The following is a 15,314-nucleotide window of genomic DNA, read 5'->3' on the forward strand; positions in this document are numbered from 1 at the left end:
CCCGTCGCAGGACCTACGCGTTCACCGCCGGCTTCTTGAACATCCGCGTCGCCGTGATCTCGCTGTGCCCCGCCTCCCCCGGCTGGGGCTGCTGGGGCAGTCCGGGGCGGAGGTGTTCCTCGACGCTGATGTACTTCAGGCCGGCCCGGAGGTCCGCGTCGTTGCGCAGCCGGATGACCAGCGGGAACTCGGCGAGGGCCGTGGTGTCGAACAGGCCCGTCGTGTAGAGGAGCTGGACGCCGAGGGCGTCGGAGACGGCTCGCTGGAGTTCCAGCAGGTAGGTCGCGTTGGCGCGGCCGATCGGGTTGTCCAGGAACAGGGTGCCCGCGTGCCGGTGCTTGTCGCGGCCCCGGTCGTTCGAGCGCAGCGCGGCCATGGTGCAGTACAGGGCGATGGCCGCGGTGAGCAGCTGGCCGCCGGAGAAGACGTCGCCCATCTGCCCGACGGGGACGCGCTCGGCGCGCAGCACCGCGTCGGGCTTGAGGATCTCGACGGCCACGCCCTTGGGCTGCAGGGCCGCGGCGACCCCGCGCAGCAGCAGGGACATGCCGTCGCGGCGCAGGTCGGAGTTCTTCCTGACGGCGGCGCGGGTGGCGTCGTCGATGACCTCGCCGAGCCGTTCGGTGAGCGTGGCCTGGTCGGGTTCCTCGAAGCGGATGCGCAGGAACTCCTGGCCCGACCACTCGCCGAGCCCCTCCGGGAGCCGGGAGAGCCGCTGGGCGGAGCGCAGGGTGGCGAGGGCCGACTCCACGAGGCCGCGCAGCCGGTCCACGATCGAGTCGCGGTTGCGCTCAAGCTGGGCCAGCTCGTCGGTCAGGACGCGCAGCCGGGGCGCGAAGGCGTCCGCCCACTTCTGCGCGTGCTCGGGCAGCGCGGCGGCGGGCAGCTCGCGGATCTGCTGCCGGGCCGGGGTGCGCACCTGCTCGTAGCGCGTGGAGTTGGCGTGCCGGACCAGTACGTCGCTCGCCTCGCGCACGCCGGCCTCGGCGGCGGACAGGTCGGCGGCGCAGCCGCGCAGCGAGCGGCGGGCCTCGGCGGCGGACTGCCGGGCCTCCTCCAGGCTGCCGGGGTACGGCTCGGGCTCGTCCTGCTCCTCCTCGGTGGCCTGCTCGCGCAGCAGGTCGCGGAGCATCGCGGCGATCTCGTCGAAGCCGCCGGCCGCGTCCTCGGCGGCGCGGTGGGCGGCCAGCAGTTCACCGTGGGCGTCGCGGGCCTGGGCCAGCGCCTCGGTGCGGGTGGCGAGTTCGGTGGTCGCGGTGCGCAGCAGCGCCTGGGCGTGCCCGGCGTCGCGCGGCACCTGGTCCCCGGGCAAGGCGGTGTGCGCCTCGCCGTCCTCGGGGGCGTGCCGCTCGGCCTCGCCGCGCAGCCGGCCGAGCTGCTCGCTCGCGGTGGACATCCGGGTCTCCAGCAGCTGCACCAGTTCCTCGGCGCGGGCGGCGGCCGCCTGCCGGGAGGGGCCGTCGGAGCCGTCGGGCGACTGGAGGAGCTGCTCGGCGCGGGTGCGGACCTTGTTGCTGAGCCGGTCCAGTTCGGCGCGGGCGGCGCTCTCGTCGCTCTCGGCTCGGGCCTGTTCGGCGCGCAGGTCGGCGCCGACGCCGACCTTCTCGTACACCTGGGAGGCGGCCCGGTAGGCCTCGCGCAGCGCGGGCAGCGAGGCCGTGGGCGCGTCGGTGTCCTCGGCGGGTACGTCGTCGGGGGCGCCGGCGATCTCGGCGCGCTCGGCGCGCAGGGCACGCGCGGTGCGGCGGGCGTCGTCGGCGGCGCGCTGGGCGGCGCGGCGGTCCTCGTCGGCGGCACGGGCGCGTTCCAGGCAGGTCTGCGCACGGGCCTCGTACTCGGTGGCCTCGTCGGCGAGTTCACGCAGCCGGGCCTGCCAGCCGGCGCGTTCGCGCAGCCGGAAGGCGAGTCCGGCGAGGGCGTCGGCGGCGCGCCGGGCCTTCTGCGCGGCCTCCTGGCGCTCGTCGCGGAGCCGGGTGGCCTCGGCGGCGGTCTCCTCGGCCTCCGCGCGCAGGGTGCGGGCCTCGGCGAGTTCGGCCTCGGACTCCGCGGCGAAGGCGCGGGCCTCCTCGGCGGCGCGGGCCAGTTCGAGCAGGCGCCCGGCGGGGCAGCCGGTGCGCCAGGAGGTGAGCCGGGCGGCGAGTTCGCGGTCCTTGCCGAGCCGGGCGGCCAGCGCCCGGATCTCCTCGTCGCGCTCGGTGGCGCGGGCGCGCAGGGCCTGGCGCTCCTCGTCGGCGGCGTGCTCGTCGTGCATGGCCGGGTTCGGCGGCACCAGGAACACGCCGTCCGGGGCGGTGCCCTCGGCGGGGGCCGGGGCGAGCAGGGCGGCGGCGGTGCCGACGGCCACGGCGGAGCGGGGCAGCAGGGCCGCGTCGCCCAGCGCCTCGCGGGCCCGTGCGTGGGTGTCGGGGTCGGTGATGATGACGCCGTCGACCAGTTCGGGCCGGGCGGCGAGCACACGGGCGTGGTCGGCCGGGTCGACGGCCTGGGCGAGGTAGCGCCAGCCGGGCAGCGCGGGGATGCCGTGCTCGCCGAGGAACTCGACGGTGGCCAGGACGTCGGGGCCGGGCGGCAGCAGCCCGCCGTCACCGAGGGCGCCGAGGATGCGGGCGTCGTCGGCGGCGGCCGTCCGCAGGTCGAAGAGCTGGCGTTCGGCGGTGGCGACCGCGTCGTCCAGGAGTTCGCGCAACTCGTCGGCGCAGCGGTCGAGTTCGGCGGCGGTGAGCGGGCCGGTGGGGATGCGGTCCTGGTCGGTGCGCGGGGCGCCGCCGGGCTCGTCGGTGCGCTGGGCGGGCAGGCCCGCCCGGGGTGGCGTACCGGGCAGGCCGAGGAGTTCGGCGAGGCGTTCCTCGGCGGCGAGCGCGTCCGCGAGGCGCCGTTCGGCGTCGTGGGCGCGCTCGGCCGCGGTGGCGGCGTCGGCGGCGCGGGCCGCGGTCAGCTCGGCGCGGGACTCGGCGGCGGCCGTCTCGCGGGCGTGCTCGGTGGCCGCGCGGGCGGCCTCGCGGGCGGTGTCCCAGGCGGCGACGGTGGTCTTCTCGGCGTCGGAGGCGGCGAGCGCGGCGCGGGCCGGGTCGGCGTCGGGGGCGGTGTCGTCCAGCCACCCGGCGCGGACCGCCTCGGCGGTCTCCTGCTCGACCTCGGTGAGCCGCTGGCGCAGGTGTCCGGCCTCGCTGCGGGCGCGCTGGGCCTCGGTGGCGGCCGCGGTGGAGTCGCGGTGGGCCGCGTCGCCCGCCTCCTGGAGGGCGGCGGACCGTTCCTCCTCCTCGTTGGCGAGGTTCTCGGCGCCCTCGGCGGCCGTGTGCAGGACGCGTACGAGGTCCACGGCGGCCTTGGCGCGGGCGGCGAGGGCGGGCGCCGCGTCCCGCTCGGCCTCCTGGATGGCGGCGGAGACGCGGGCGACGCGGTCGGCGGCGGCGCGGTGGCGCAGCACGGCCTCGGCGGCCTGCCAGGCGGAGTGCAGGGTGCGCGCGTCGGCCAGCTCGCGCTTCTGCGCTGCGGCGGCCTTCTCGGCGGCGGCGAGGGCCAACGAGGCGTGCCGGTAGGCGAGTTCGGCGGCGATCAGGGAGCTGCGCTCGCGGGCGCCCTCGGAGTGGGTGACGGCGTACGCGGCGGCCGTGACCCGCTGGGCGAGGTCGGCGGCCCGGATCCGCTCCTGGACGGCGCGCGCGGACAGCCGCCGGGCGAGGGCGCGGGTACGGCGTTCGGCCCCGGCGTGGATGTCCCGGGCGCGGCCGCGCGCGTCGGCGGCCTCCACGATCCGGCCGAGCAGGTCGGCCGAGCCGGCCGTGAAGTCGCGTTCGGCGATCAGTTCGGCGCGCCGGCCGAGCTTGTTGCCGAAGCCGCTGACCAGGTCGGCGAGGCCGTCGGTGTCCCGGGTGTCGGTGACCGCGCGCAGCAGCAGGTCGGTGAAGTCGGAGTCCTTCTTGACCGCGAAGAGGCCGGCCGCCTCGCCCTCGTCTGCGTTCATCTCCCGCTGGTAGCGGAAGAGTTCGGGGTCGAGGCCGAGGTCGCCGAGGTGCTCGGTCCAGCGCTCGTGGATCTCCTCCCAGTGCACCTCCAGGTGCGGGTAGGCCTTGCCGCTCTCCGTGAGGGCGTCGCGGAAGCCCTTCATGGTGCGGCGGCGGCCCTGGGCGCCGGACGCGCCCTCGGCGGACGGCCGTACGGCGGTGGACTCGGCCACGGGCAGGTTGTCCAGGCTGAGTCCGGGGCCGGGCCGGAAGGAGTACCAGGCCTCGGCGAACTTGCGCGGGTCGTTGGAGACCTGGCGGCCGCGCCACTCGCTGACCTTGCCGACCACCACGCACTCGCCGGTCTGCACGTGCTGCCACTCCAGGGCCACGTGGCCGCAGTCGTCGGCGAGCAGGAACTTGCGCAGCACACCGGAGCTGGCGCCGCCGAGGGTGTTGCGGTGGCCGGGGAGCATCACCGAGAAGATCAGCTTGAGCAGGACCGACTTGCCGCCGCCGTTCTCCAGGAACAGCACGCCCGCGGGCGCGGGGCGGCGCGGCGGCCCGGACGGCTCCTCCTCGAAGAACTCCGCCTGGGTGGGCGCCGGTTCGGGCACGGGCTCGCCCACGCCCCGCAGGTCAAGCACGGTGTCGGCGTAGCGCGCACCGGCGGGCCCGATGGAGTAGAGGCGGACCCGGGACAGCTCGTACATGGCGGACTCTCGTAAGTCTGGTGAAGGGTGCGGTCGTTCGGGGGCGCGGGGCGCGTCAGGAGTGGAAGGGGAGGCCCGCGTCGGCCACCAGGTCCAGGTCGTCGGTGTCCTCGGCGGGCAGCAGGCTGGCGGTGCCGTCGGTCACCGGGACCACGCCCAGTTCGAGGAGTTCGGCCATGGCGGCGGTGCCGGCCATGTCGCGGACCTGGAGCTGGTAGCGGGCGGTGGTGCGGTAGGTGCCGCCGCCCTCGTCGCCGGTGCGCTGGAGGAAGCCGGAGTCGGTGAGGAAGGCGAGGGCCTTGGCGACGATGCCGGTGGTGGAGGAGGCGGGCCGGCGGGCGTCCTTGGTGGCGCCGGTGGCGCTGCGTCTGGCCCAGATCCGCCAGGCGGCCTCCAGGCCGGGTGCGTCGGTCGCGGGGTCGGTGTTCTCGCCCTGCTCCTCGGCGCGCTCCTCCAGGCGGCGGCAGGCCTGCCGGACGAACGCGTCGACGCCGTTGACCGTGACGCGGCCGACGTAGCCGTCGTCGGCCAGGTCCTCGGGGCGCGGGAACGCGAGGGCGGCGACGGCGAGATGGGCGAGTCCGTGCAGGAAGCGGTCGCCGGAGTCGGCGGTGGTGCGACGCGCGTAGTCGCCCATGCGGACGGCGAACACCGAGTCCTCGGCGGCGGTCACGGCCATGCCCGCGCGCGGGGACACCTCCAGGACGACGAGTCCCAGACCGGTGGCGACGGCGTCGGCGAGCCGCGCGAACGCGGGGTCCTCGCGGTAGCGGCGCAGCAGTTCGGTGTAGTCCTGGTCGCGGGCGGGCTGCAGCTTGGGCTGGAGCCCGTAGGCGACGAGCCGCGCCGCGTCGGCGGCGTCGGCGGGGGTGACGGCGGCGGTGGCCGACGGGGCCGGGGCCTCGGTGTCACTCCACTCGACGTGCTCGCTCACGGCTTTGACTCCTTGTCGCTTTCTGTCTTGCTCATGCTGCTTCCGGACCGCTCACGCGGCCGCTGACGGCCTGCTCAGGCCGCTGATGGCCGGCTCACGCCGCTCGGTCCGCCGCCATGCCGGCCGCGTCCAGCAGCGCCATGCCGACGATCAGGTCGGCGCCGCCGAACTCGGGGTCGTCCAGTTCGGTGCCGTCGTCCACGGCGAACAGCAGCCGCTCCTCGCCCTGCCGGTAGGCGGTGCCGACGGCGGGGCTGGCCGCGTGGACCGCGAGCAGGGCGACCAGGTAGGCCAGGTCGGGGTCGCCGGTGCGCCGGGCCTCCGCGAGCAGCCCGGAGAGCCGGCGCGGGGCGTCGGCGGGCAGGTCCAGCAGCTCCATGGCGGTGGCGAGCTGCTCCTCGCTGAAGCGGCTGTCGTCCGGCGTGGCGATCAGGTCGGGCTCGGGCATCTCCGCGCCCAGGTGCTCGCGCTCCACGGGCGGGGTCAGCAGGATGTCCACGAGGTCGGCGACCCGCACCGACACCGGCGTGCGCAGGCCCGTGCCCCGGGCGAAGAAGGCGTCCGTGACCCGGGTCGCCCGCTCGACGGGCAGGGTCAGCACCGGGGCGACCAGATGGCCGTAGAGGTCGATGCCCGACGTGCTCGCGGGCGTGGCGAAGGCCTGCCGGTCCTGTTCCGCGCGGAACAGCGGGCCCGCCTCCAGCAGCCGGGACTGGAGCTGGGTGTGCCGGCGGATGCAGTCCTTGACGATGTCGACCAGCTCGGCGGCGCGCCGCTTGTGCTCGGGCTCCTCGGTCTCGTCGCGGGCCTTGCGGATGTTGGTGAGGATCGCGTTCTCGTGGCGGTAGCGGTCGGCCACGTGGTCCAGGGCCTCGGCGATCATGTCGGGCACGGCGCTGAGCCAGTCGACCGCGCGCACGTTGCGCCGGGTGGCGTCCAGGGCGCGGCGCAGGGTCTCGGAGTACTGCACCGTGCGGTAGCGGGCCTGCTCGGCGGCGAGCTGCGCGTCGGCGAGCCTGCCCCGGTTGATCAGTACCTCCAGCTTGACCTCGGCGGCGATCTGGGCGCTGGTGACGTCGGTGTCGAGGGCGCCGACCAGGACGTTGACCGCCTCGTCGGTGGTCCGCAGGTACACCGTGCCGCCGGGGCCCGGGACCTCCTCGATCAGCTTGAAGTCGTAGTCGCGGCGGACATAGGTGCCGTCCGCCGTGAAGGTGCCGTAGACGGCGCGGAAGCCGCGGTCCACGCTGCCGACGTTGATCAGGTTCTCCAGGACCCAGCGGGCCACGCGCTCGTGCTCGGCCGCGGGGCGGTGCGGGGCCTGGGCGGCGATGCGCGGGATCAGGCGGGCGACGATCTGCTCGTGGTCGGCGCCGGTGTCGAAGTCCATGTTCAGCGTGACCAGGTCGATGGCGGCGAGGGCCACCTCGGCCATGCCGTACACCGAGTACTCGCCGGCGAGGCTGCCCTTGCGCGCGTCCAGGTCGTGCAGCGGCGCGGTGCACGCGAGCGCGCGCAGCCGACGGGCCAGGCCCTCGTCGGCGGCGGGGCCGGGCGCCGGCCGCGCGGCGGCGCTGAGCTGGGGCGGAGCGGGGTCCGTCGGTACCGGGGAAGTCACGGTGCACAGAGTAGGTCCTCGGTCCGACATCCACCCAAACGGGAAGCTCCGCCGGTTCGGCCGACGGACGCGCGGCCGTCTTCCGGGTGCCGGTCCGCCCGCCGCGGGAGCGCTCGGTCGCCCGCGCCGCTACGGGGCGCTTTCCTCGCCGACCCGGCGCCGGTACACCTCGACGACGCGTTCGAGGGAATCCGCCAGGTACCTCTCCAGCATCCCCTCGGCGCCGCCGCGGTCCCCCGTCTCCAGCGCCTCCAGGATCTCGCGGTTGCGGGTCAGGTACGGCCCGTGCAGCCGCCGCGGGTCGTCCACCAGGTGGAACGCCAGCCGGAGTTCGGCGAAGACGCTGCGCATCAGCTCGTCGGTGCGCTCGCTGCGGGCCAGGGCGACCAGTTCCTGGTGGAAGTGGATGTTGGCCGTACCCACCGCTTTCCAGTCATCCTCGGCGGCCGCCGTCTCGCCCGCGGCGACCGCGTCGGCCGGTCCCCGCAGGGGGTACGGCGGGTCGCCGAGGCCGCGTACGACGGCGCACTCGACGAGGGCGCGGGTGCGGTAGATGTCCTCGACGTCCTCGACGGTCAGGACCCGTACGAACACGCCCCGGTTGAGCTCGTGGACGAGGAGCCGTTCATGGGTGAGCAGCCGGAACGCCTCGCGCAGGGTGTTGCGGGAGACGCCGAGCGCCCCGCCGATGCTGTCCTCGGACAGCCGGGTGCCGGGCGGGAAGTACCCGTCGGCGACACGGCTCCTGAGGATGTCCGAAACCCTCTCCGCCGTGCTCGTACGGCCCAGGAGGGCGCGGTCGTCGGCCAGTCCCGCCAGCTGCTCTGCCATGCCCGGAATTCAATCGCAGACACCGGGACGAAACAACACGGGTATTGAAGGATCGTTGAACGATCCTCTACGGTGCTCGACACGGCTCACTTCACCGCACCCTCCGTCCCCTTCTGCGAGGTGCCCATGAGCACGACTCCTCCTCCCGCCACCGCCCCGCCGGCCGAACAGGCCGAGCAGGACGGCGCGTTCGGCTGGCTGCGCGACCTCGGCCCGCACGGGCGGCGCGCGTTCGCCGGAGCCTTCGGCGGATATGCCCTGGATTCCTACGACTACTTCACGCTGCCGCTGAGCATGGTGGCGCTCTCCGCGTACTTCGGTCTGGACAGCGGCCAAACAGGGCTGTTCACCACCGTCACGCTGGTCGTCTCGGCGGTCGGCGGCGCCCTCGCGGGCGTGGTCGCCGACCGGGTCGGCCGGGTCCGGGCCCTGGTGATCACGGTGCTCACCTACGCGGTCTTCACCGTGGCCTGCGGCTTCGCGCCCACCTACGAGACGCTGCTGGTCTTCCGGGCGCTCCAGGGACTCGGCTTCGGCGGCGAGTGGGCGGTCGGCGCGATCCTGGTGGCCGAGTACGCCTCCGCCCGCCACCGGGGCCGTACCCTCGGCGCGGTCCAGAGCTCCTGGGCGGTCGGCTGGGCGCTGGCCGCCGTGGTCTACACGCTGGTCTTCTCCTTCGCGGACTCCGCCCTGGCCTGGCGGGTGATGTTCTGGACCGGCGCGCTGCCCGCGCTGCTGGTGCTGTGGCTGCGCCGCCGGGTGCACGACGCGCCGGTGGCCCTCGCGGCCCGCGAACAGGACCCGCACCGGGGCTCGTTCACCGCGATCTTCCGGCCGGCCCGCGCCGGCGCCCCGGGGCTGCTGCGCACCACGCTCCTGGCGAGCCTGCTGTCCACGGGCGTGCAGGGCGGCTACTACACGCTGGCCACCTGGGTGCCGACGTACCTGAAGTCCGGCCGCGGCCTGTCGGTCGTCGGCACCGGCGGCTACCTCGCCTTCCTCATCTGCGGCGCGTTCCTCGGCTACCTGACCGGCGGTCACCTCACCGACCGGCTCGGCCGGCGCGCCACCATCTGGCTGTTCGCGCTGCTGTCGGCCGTCTGCGTGCTGGCGTACGCGCACATCCCGCAGGGCGCCGACACCGTGCTGCTGGTGCTGGGCTTCCCGCTCGGGTTCTGCATGTCGGCCATCTTCAGCGGCTTCGGCTCCTACCTCAGCGAGCTGTACCCGACGGCGGTGCGCGGCACGGGACAGGGCTTCACGTACAACACGGGCCGCGCGGTGGGCGCGGTCTTCCCCACGCTGGTCGGCTTCCTGGCCGACGGCTGGGGCGTCGGCGGCGCGCTGGCCTTCGGCGCGGTCGGCTACGGGCTCGCGGCACTGGCGCTGCTCGGACTGCCCGAGACGCGCGGGAAGGAACTGGCATGACACGGGTGCAGCGCACCGGGGACCGTCCCGTCACCACGCTCGACGAGCGAGCGTCCGCCTGGAGCCCGCGGACCGCGCGGGCCCGGTTCCGCGCGGGTCTCGCCGGCCCCACGGCCGGCGTCGCGGCCGGGCACACCCAGGCCAACCTGATCGCGGTGCCCGCCGACTGGGCGTACGACATGCTGCTGTTCTGCCAGCGCAACCCCAAGCCCTGTCCGGTGCTCGACGTCACCGACGCCGGTTCCCCGACGACGGTGCTCGCCGAGGACGCCGATCTGCGCACCGACCTGCCGCGTTACCGGGTGTGGCAGGACGGTGAGCTGGTCGCGGAGCCGTCCGACGCGCGCCCCTACTGGCGCGGGGACCTGGTGGCCTTCCTGATCGGGTGCAGTTTCACCTTCGAATGGGCGCTGAGCCGGGCGGGCGTGCCGATCCGTCACGTCGAGCAGGGCCGCAACGTGCCGATGTACCTCACCGAGCGCCCGTGCCGCCCGGCGGGCCGGCTGCGCGGGCCGATGGTGGTGTCCATGCGGCCGGTGCCGCCCGAGCGCCTCGGGGCCGCGATCCGGGAGAGCAGCCTGCTGCCGGCCGTGCACGGCGGGCCCGTGCACTGCGGGGACCCGGCCGGCCTCGGCATCGCGGACCTGGACCGGCCGGATTTCGGCGACCCGGTGACCCTCCAGGACGGCGACATCCCGGTGTTCTGGGCCTGTGGCGTGACCCCGCAGGCCGCGGTGATGGCCTCCCGCCCGCCGTTCGCGATCACCCACGCCCCGGGCCAGATGTTCCTGACCGACGCCCGCGACGAGCAGTACCGGCTGGTCGGCGTCGACTGACGCCGCCGTGCCGGAGACGACCGGCCGGCCGCGGCGCGGGGGCCGCGCCGCACCTGGGAACGACCCGACGAACCGGAGACACGGAAACGACCATGAGCGCGATCGATCTGAACGCCGACCTCGGCGAGGGCTTCGGCCGCTGGCGGCTCACCGAGGACGAACAGCTGCTGTCCGTCGTCACCAGCGCCAACGTGGCCTGCGGCTTCCACGCCGGGGACGCGGCCACCATGCGCCGGGTGTGCGAGCTGGCCGCCGACCGCGGGGTGGCGATCGGCGCCCAGGTCTCCTACCGGGACCTCGCCGGGTTCGGGCGGCGCGCGATGGAGGTGCCGCCCGCCGAGCTGACGGCCGAAGTGGCCTACCAGATCGGGGCGCTGGAGGTGTTCGCGCGCGCCGCCGGGGCCCGGGTGGCGTACGTCAAACCGCACGGCGCGCTCTACAACCGGGTCGTGCACGACGAGGAGCAGGCGGGCGCGGTGATCGACGGCGTGCTCCTCGCCGACCCCGCGCTGCCGGTCCTCGGCCTGCCCGGCTCCCGGCTGCTGGCCCTGGCCCGGAAGGCGGGCCTGCCGGCCGTGCCGGAGGCGTTCGCGGACCGCGCGTACACCGACGAGGGCACGCTGGTGCCGCGCGGCCGGGACGGCGCGGTGGTGAGCGACCCGGAGGCGGTCGTACGGCGCTCGGTCGGGCTCGCGCGCTCCGGTGTGGTCGACGCGCACTCCGGCGCGCGTATCCGGGTGCGCGCCCGCTCGCTGTGCCTGCACGGCGACACGCCCGGCGCGGTGGAGCTGGCCCGGCGGGTGCGGGCGCGGCTGGTCGCGGCGGGCGTGCGGGTGGAGGCCTTCACATGAGGGCGCTGCCGGTCGGCGAGGACGCGCTGCTGGTCGAGGTGGCCTCGGTCGAGGAGGCGCAGGCCCTGCACGCGGACCTGCTGCGGCGCCGCGCGGAGGGCGCGCTGACCGTCCGCGAGATCGTGCCCGCCGCGCGCACGGTCCTGCTCGACGGACTGCCCGACCCGGCCCGCTGGGCCAGCGAACTGGCCTCGCGCGCGGGGGCGCCGCCGGCGCCGCGGGCGCGCGCCCTGGTCGAGATCCCGGTGCGCTACGACGGGCCCGACCTCGCGGCCGTCGCCGCGCACTGGCGGGTGCCCGAGCGGGAGGCGGTCCGCATCCACGCGGGCACCGAGTTCACCGTGGCCTTCTGCGGGTTCGCGCCCGGCTTCGGCTATCTCACCGGGCTCCCGGCCCGCTACCACGTCCCGCGCCGGGCCACCCCGCGCACGGCGGTCCCGCCCGGCGCGGTGGCGCTCGCGGGAGCGTACGCCGGGGTGTACCCGCGCACCTCGCCGGGCGGCTGGCAGCTGATCGGCGCCACCGACACCGTGCTGTGGGACCACACCCGCGAACCGGCCGCGCTGCTGGCCCCGGGCACGCGGGTGCGGTTCGTGCCGGTGGAGGGGGCATGAGCGACCGTGCGCTCGTCGTCGTACGGCCCGGGATGCTGACCACCGTGCAGGACCTCGGGCGGCCCGGGTACGCGCATCTCGGGGTGCCCCGCTCGGGGGCGCTGGACCCGCCCGCGGCGGCGCTCGTCAACCGGCTGGCCGGGAATCCGCCGGACGCCGCCGTGCTGGAGACGACGCTCGACGGCTGTGCGCTGCGCCCCCGTTCCACGGTGACCGTGGCGGTCGGCGGGGCGCCCTGCCCGGTGGCGGTCGGCGGCCGCCCGGCGGCGTGGGGCGCGCCCGTCGTGGTGCCCGCCGGGGAACTCCTGGAGGTGGGCGCGGTGTCGGCCGGGGTGCGCGGCTACGTCGCCGTCCGCGGCGGCATCACCGTCGAGCCGGTGCTCGGCAGCCGCGCCACGGACCTGCTGTCCGGCCTCGGCCCGGCCCCGCTCGCCGAGGGCACGGTGCTGCCGCTCGGCCGCCCGGCCGGGCCGCCCGCGCGCGTGGACACCGCCCCGCAGCCGGGCCCGCCCGCGGAACTCGTGCTCCGGGTGGCGCCGGGCCCGCGCGCGGACTGGTTCACGGCCCGGGGGTGGCACGACCTGACCGCGCGCGCCTACCGGGTGTCCTCGGCGAGCAACCGCATCGGCCTGCGCACCGAGGGGCCGGCCCTGGAACGGGCCCGGCAGGGGGAACTCCCCAGCGAGGGAATGGTGTTGGGCGCCGTGCAGGTGCCGCCGGACGGCCGCCCGGTGGTCTTCCTCGCCGACCATCCGACGACCGGCGGCTACCCGGTGATCGCGGTGGTCCGCGCCGCCGACCTCCCGGCGGCGGCCCAGGCGGCGCCGGGGACGCCGCTGCGGTTCGTGCCGGCGGGCCGCCGCTGACCGGTTCGCCGGCCTCCGTCCCGTGAGCGTCGTGCTCCAACGGGTGGTCGCGCCGGGCGCCGGCGCGCGTCGCGTACGCGGGCGTCCCGGATCCTCGTCAGCCCGCCGACATGTCCGGCCCGAAGCGGCTCCGTACCGCCGTCTGCACCTCGTCCTCCTCGGCAGGGTCGGCGGCGAGCCGGCGGAGGCGTTCGACGACGCGGGTGTCGCCGGTCTCGGCGTGGCGGGCGGCGAGTTCCCGGGTGGTCTCCTCGCAGTCCCAGAGGCATTCGACGGCGAAGCCGCTGGCGAAGGAGGGGTCGGTGGCGGCGAGGGCGCGGGCGGCGCGGCCGCGCAGGTGGGAGGAGGCGGTCTCGCGGTAGATGTGGCGCAGCACCGGTGCCGCGCAGGCGATGCCGAGGCGTCCGGTGCCGTCCACCAGGGTCCACAGCGTGGGCGCGTCGGGGCCCTCGCCGCGCACGGCCTCGCGCAGGGCGCCGAGGACGAGCGGGCTGTCCTGGGCGCCGCCGCGGCAGGCGAGCATGCGTCCGGCGGCGGCGCCGAGCACGTCGGGGCGCTGCGCCCAGCCCCGCGCCCGGTCCGCGGCCGCGATACTGCGCATCCGTTCGAAGGCGTCGACGGCCGCCTCCACGACGACCGCGGTGCCGTCCGCGACCGCGGCCTCGATCAGATCGAGTGCCCCGGGGTCATTGCTGTCGGCGAGATAGCGCAGGGCGGTGCAGCGGGCCCCGTCGGTGCCGGCGCGGGCGGCCTGGAGGATCTCCGGCCGGTCCTCGGGTCCGGCCACGGCGACCAGACAGCGGGCGGCGGGCACATGGAGGGCGGCGCCGCGGTCGAGGCCCTGCTGGGCCCACTCGAAGACGGCGCGCACGCTCCAGCCGGGCCGGGGCCCGGTCGGCCGCATCTGCCGTTGCCAGCGGTCGAAGGAGCCGGCCTCGTGGGCGGCCCGCACCCGCGCGCCGATGCCGTCGCGCGGGTCCTCGGCCCACAGCCGCCAGGGCCGCGGCTCGAAGGCGTCGCGCACGACGGTGGCCAGCTCGGCCTCGCCCTCCGGGTCGGCGGGAAAACGGGCGAGCACGGGGACGGCGAGGGCGCGCAGCCCCGCGTCGTCGTCCCGCAGCGCCAGCTCGTCCAGCGCCCAGGCCCAGTTGGCGCCCTGCGCGGCGTACCGGCGCAGCAGGTCGAGGGCGTCCCGGCGGCCGTACGACGCGAGGTGCCCGAGCACCGCGAGGGCCAGGCCGGTGCGGGACTCCTCGGTGTCGAGGTGGTCCTCGGGGTCGAAGAGGTGTGCTTCGACGGCGTCCAGCTCGCCGTTCAGGTCGAGGAAGAGCCGGGCGTAGTACAGGGAGCGGTTCTCCACCTGCCAGTCGTGGCGGGGATCGCGCAGCACACAGTGGTTCAGGGCCGCGAGCGCCTCGGCGCGGGGGGCGGTGAGCGCGTGCAGCGTGCCGTCGCCGCGGCCCCGCTGGAGCAGGCCGAGCAGCGTACCGCTGGGCGCTATGACCGGATCGAACATGGGAAACAGCCTCACATCAAGCGTCGACGCAACCGGGGAACACGCAACTACCTGGCCGCGTGACACAACGTCGGAGCGTCCGCCGTCTCTTGCTTGCTGTAGCCCATCTCTCTCTGCCTCTCGTCGGTGGCCCATGCGGACCGCGTCACGGTCCGCGCGGTGCGGCAACACCTGCCCAGCCATCGCGTCCGTGAATCACGTCGTCATGATGACCCGCGCTGTGAGCTGCCGCGACCGTATTTCCGGCGGCCCTGCACCGCCTCCCCCGTTTTCGGTGTCGTTGCTGGTCAGAATCCCGGCGTCAGCTGATGCCGAAGAGTTCGAGCACCTCGGCCCGACCGAACATCCGGGCGGTTTCGACGGCGGACGGCGTGCCCGCGGCGGGGTCGGCGCCGCCCTCCAGGAGGGCCTTGACGACCTCCGTCTCGCCCTTGAAGACCGCGCCCGCGAGCGGGGTCTGGCCCCGGTCGTTGACCCGGTTCACCTCCGCGCCGCGGGCGAGCAGCGCGCGCACCGCGTCGGCGTGGCCGTGGTAGGCGGCGAGCATCACCAGGGAGTCACCGCGGTCGTTGGTGAGGTTGGCCGGCACGCCCGCGTCGACGTACGCCACGAGCGCCTCGGCCTGCCCCTGCCGGGCCAGATCGAAGATCTTGGTCGCCAGCTCCACGACCTCGGGGTCGGGGGCTTCACTCATCGGCCGGACCGCCTCTCTTACAACCGTTCAGGTGAACCGCAAGGGTACTGGCTCGTGCCTCGCATGACCCGTTGTGCCCGACGTGAAGATCACTACGGGTGGGGTCGTCCGCAGGCGCCCCGCCCGCCCGGGCACCGGAGCGGTTCCACCGGTCGGGCGAATAGTCACGATATTCACCCGGTTGCGCTCTTTATCGTATAGACACATGCTGTGATCCTGGAAGTACTGATGGTGACTGTCCCCCTCGACACCAGGAGGCACCCAATGATCCTCTCCATGTCAGGCGTCGTCCTGCTCGGCACCGTCATGTTCCTCTACTTCCGCAAGGACGGTCTCAAGGGCTCGCACGCCTGCGTCTCGACGCTGTTCGGGTTCTACCTGTCCAGCACGGCCATCGCGCCGAGCATCAAGGCCGGCGGCGAGAGCCTGGCCGGCCTCCTGGGCGGCATCAAGTTCTGACGCCGGCCCC

12 protein-coding genes are annotated in these 15,314 nt (G+C 75.4%); 6 read left to right on the forward strand and 6 right to left on the reverse strand.

Annotated elements, in window-relative coordinates; genetic code table 11:
• Positions 1 to 13: 13 nt before the first annotated feature.
• The 4 genes from AB0927_RS16660 to AB0927_RS16675 all read right to left on the reverse strand — a co-directional run bounded on the left by AB0927_RS16660 (position 14) and on the right by AB0927_RS16675 (position 8,040).
• A complete protein-coding gene (locus tag AB0927_RS16660; protein ID WP_366668315.1) occupies positions 14 to 4,657 on the reverse strand; it encodes a hypothetical protein in 4,644 nt (1,547 codons plus the stop codon).
• Between the two features lie 55 nt (positions 4,658 to 4,712).
• Positions 4,713 to 5,591, reverse strand: coding sequence for a hypothetical protein (locus AB0927_RS16665; RefSeq protein WP_366668316.1), 879 nt, complete (start codon positions 5,589 to 5,591; stop codon positions 4,713 to 4,715).
• Between the two features lie 94 nt (positions 5,592 to 5,685).
• A complete protein-coding gene (locus AB0927_RS16670) occupies positions 5,686 to 7,209 on the reverse strand; it encodes a hypothetical protein (protein ID WP_366668317.1) in 1,524 nt (507 codons plus the stop codon).
• A gap of 129 nt (positions 7,210 to 7,338) precedes the next feature.
• Positions 7,339 to 8,040 (reverse strand): GntR family transcriptional regulator, encoded by a 702-nt coding sequence (locus AB0927_RS16675; RefSeq protein ID WP_366668318.1) that lies wholly within the window; start codon positions 8,038 to 8,040, stop codon positions 7,339 to 7,341.
• A 126-nt stretch (positions 8,041 to 8,166) separates the two neighbouring features.
• Between AB0927_RS16675 and AB0927_RS16680 the strand changes: the two genes are divergently transcribed.
• The 5 genes from AB0927_RS16680 (at position 8,167) to AB0927_RS16700 (ending at position 12,635) form a co-directional block, all read left to right on the forward strand.
• Positions 8,167 to 9,468: an MFS transporter gene (locus AB0927_RS16680; RefSeq protein WP_366668319.1), complete on the forward strand. Its 1,302-nt coding sequence runs from the start codon at positions 8,167 to 8,169 to the stop codon at positions 9,466 to 9,468.
• Positions 9,465 to 10,304, forward strand: a complete 840-nt coding sequence (locus AB0927_RS16685; protein WP_366668320.1) for a putative hydro-lyase — start codon at positions 9,465 to 9,467, stop codon at positions 10,302 to 10,304. The genes AB0927_RS16680 and AB0927_RS16685 overlap by 4 nt, the downstream gene beginning before the upstream one ends.
• Positions 10,305 to 10,396: 92 nt before the next feature.
• On the forward strand, positions 10,397 to 11,155 hold the full coding sequence (locus AB0927_RS16690; RefSeq protein ID WP_366668321.1) for a 5-oxoprolinase subunit PxpA: 759 nt from the start codon (positions 10,397 to 10,399) through the stop codon (positions 11,153 to 11,155).
• Positions 11,152 to 11,769, forward strand: coding sequence for an allophanate hydrolase subunit 1 (locus tag AB0927_RS16695; RefSeq protein ID WP_366668322.1), 618 nt, complete (start codon positions 11,152 to 11,154; stop codon positions 11,767 to 11,769). The genes AB0927_RS16690 and AB0927_RS16695 overlap by 4 nt, the downstream gene beginning before the upstream one ends.
• Positions 11,766 to 12,635 (forward strand): biotin-dependent carboxyltransferase family protein, encoded by an 870-nt coding sequence (locus tag AB0927_RS16700; RefSeq protein WP_366668323.1) that lies wholly within the window; start codon positions 11,766 to 11,768, stop codon positions 12,633 to 12,635. The genes AB0927_RS16695 and AB0927_RS16700 overlap by 4 nt, the downstream gene beginning before the upstream one ends.
• Before the next feature lie 97 nt (positions 12,636 to 12,732).
• Here AB0927_RS16700 and AB0927_RS16705 read toward each other — a convergent pair whose 3' ends face one another.
• Both AB0927_RS16705 and AB0927_RS16710 read right to left on the reverse strand, forming a co-directional pair.
• Positions 12,733 to 14,151 (reverse strand): HEAT repeat domain-containing protein, encoded by a 1,419-nt coding sequence (locus AB0927_RS16705; protein WP_366668325.1) that lies wholly within the window; start codon positions 14,149 to 14,151, stop codon positions 12,733 to 12,735.
• 301 nt (positions 14,152 to 14,452) lie between these two features.
• Entirely contained in the window at positions 14,453 to 14,845 is a 393-nt protein-coding gene (locus AB0927_RS16710; RefSeq protein ID WP_366668326.1) for an ankyrin repeat domain-containing protein, read from the reverse strand.
• Positions 14,846 to 15,109: 264 nt separating this feature from the next.
• Here AB0927_RS16710 and AB0927_RS16715 point away from each other — a divergent pair, with 264 nt between their 5' ends.
• Positions 15,110 to 15,304, forward strand: coding sequence for a hypothetical protein (locus AB0927_RS16715; protein WP_366668327.1), 195 nt, complete (start codon positions 15,110 to 15,112; stop codon positions 15,302 to 15,304).
• The last annotated feature ends 10 nt before the right edge of the window (positions 15,305 to 15,314 follow it).

Source organism: Streptomyces sp. NPDC048106 (assembly GCF_040706415.1).
In the GTDB taxonomy this organism is placed as follows: Bacteria; Actinomycetota; Actinomycetes; order Streptomycetales; family Streptomycetaceae; genus Streptomyces.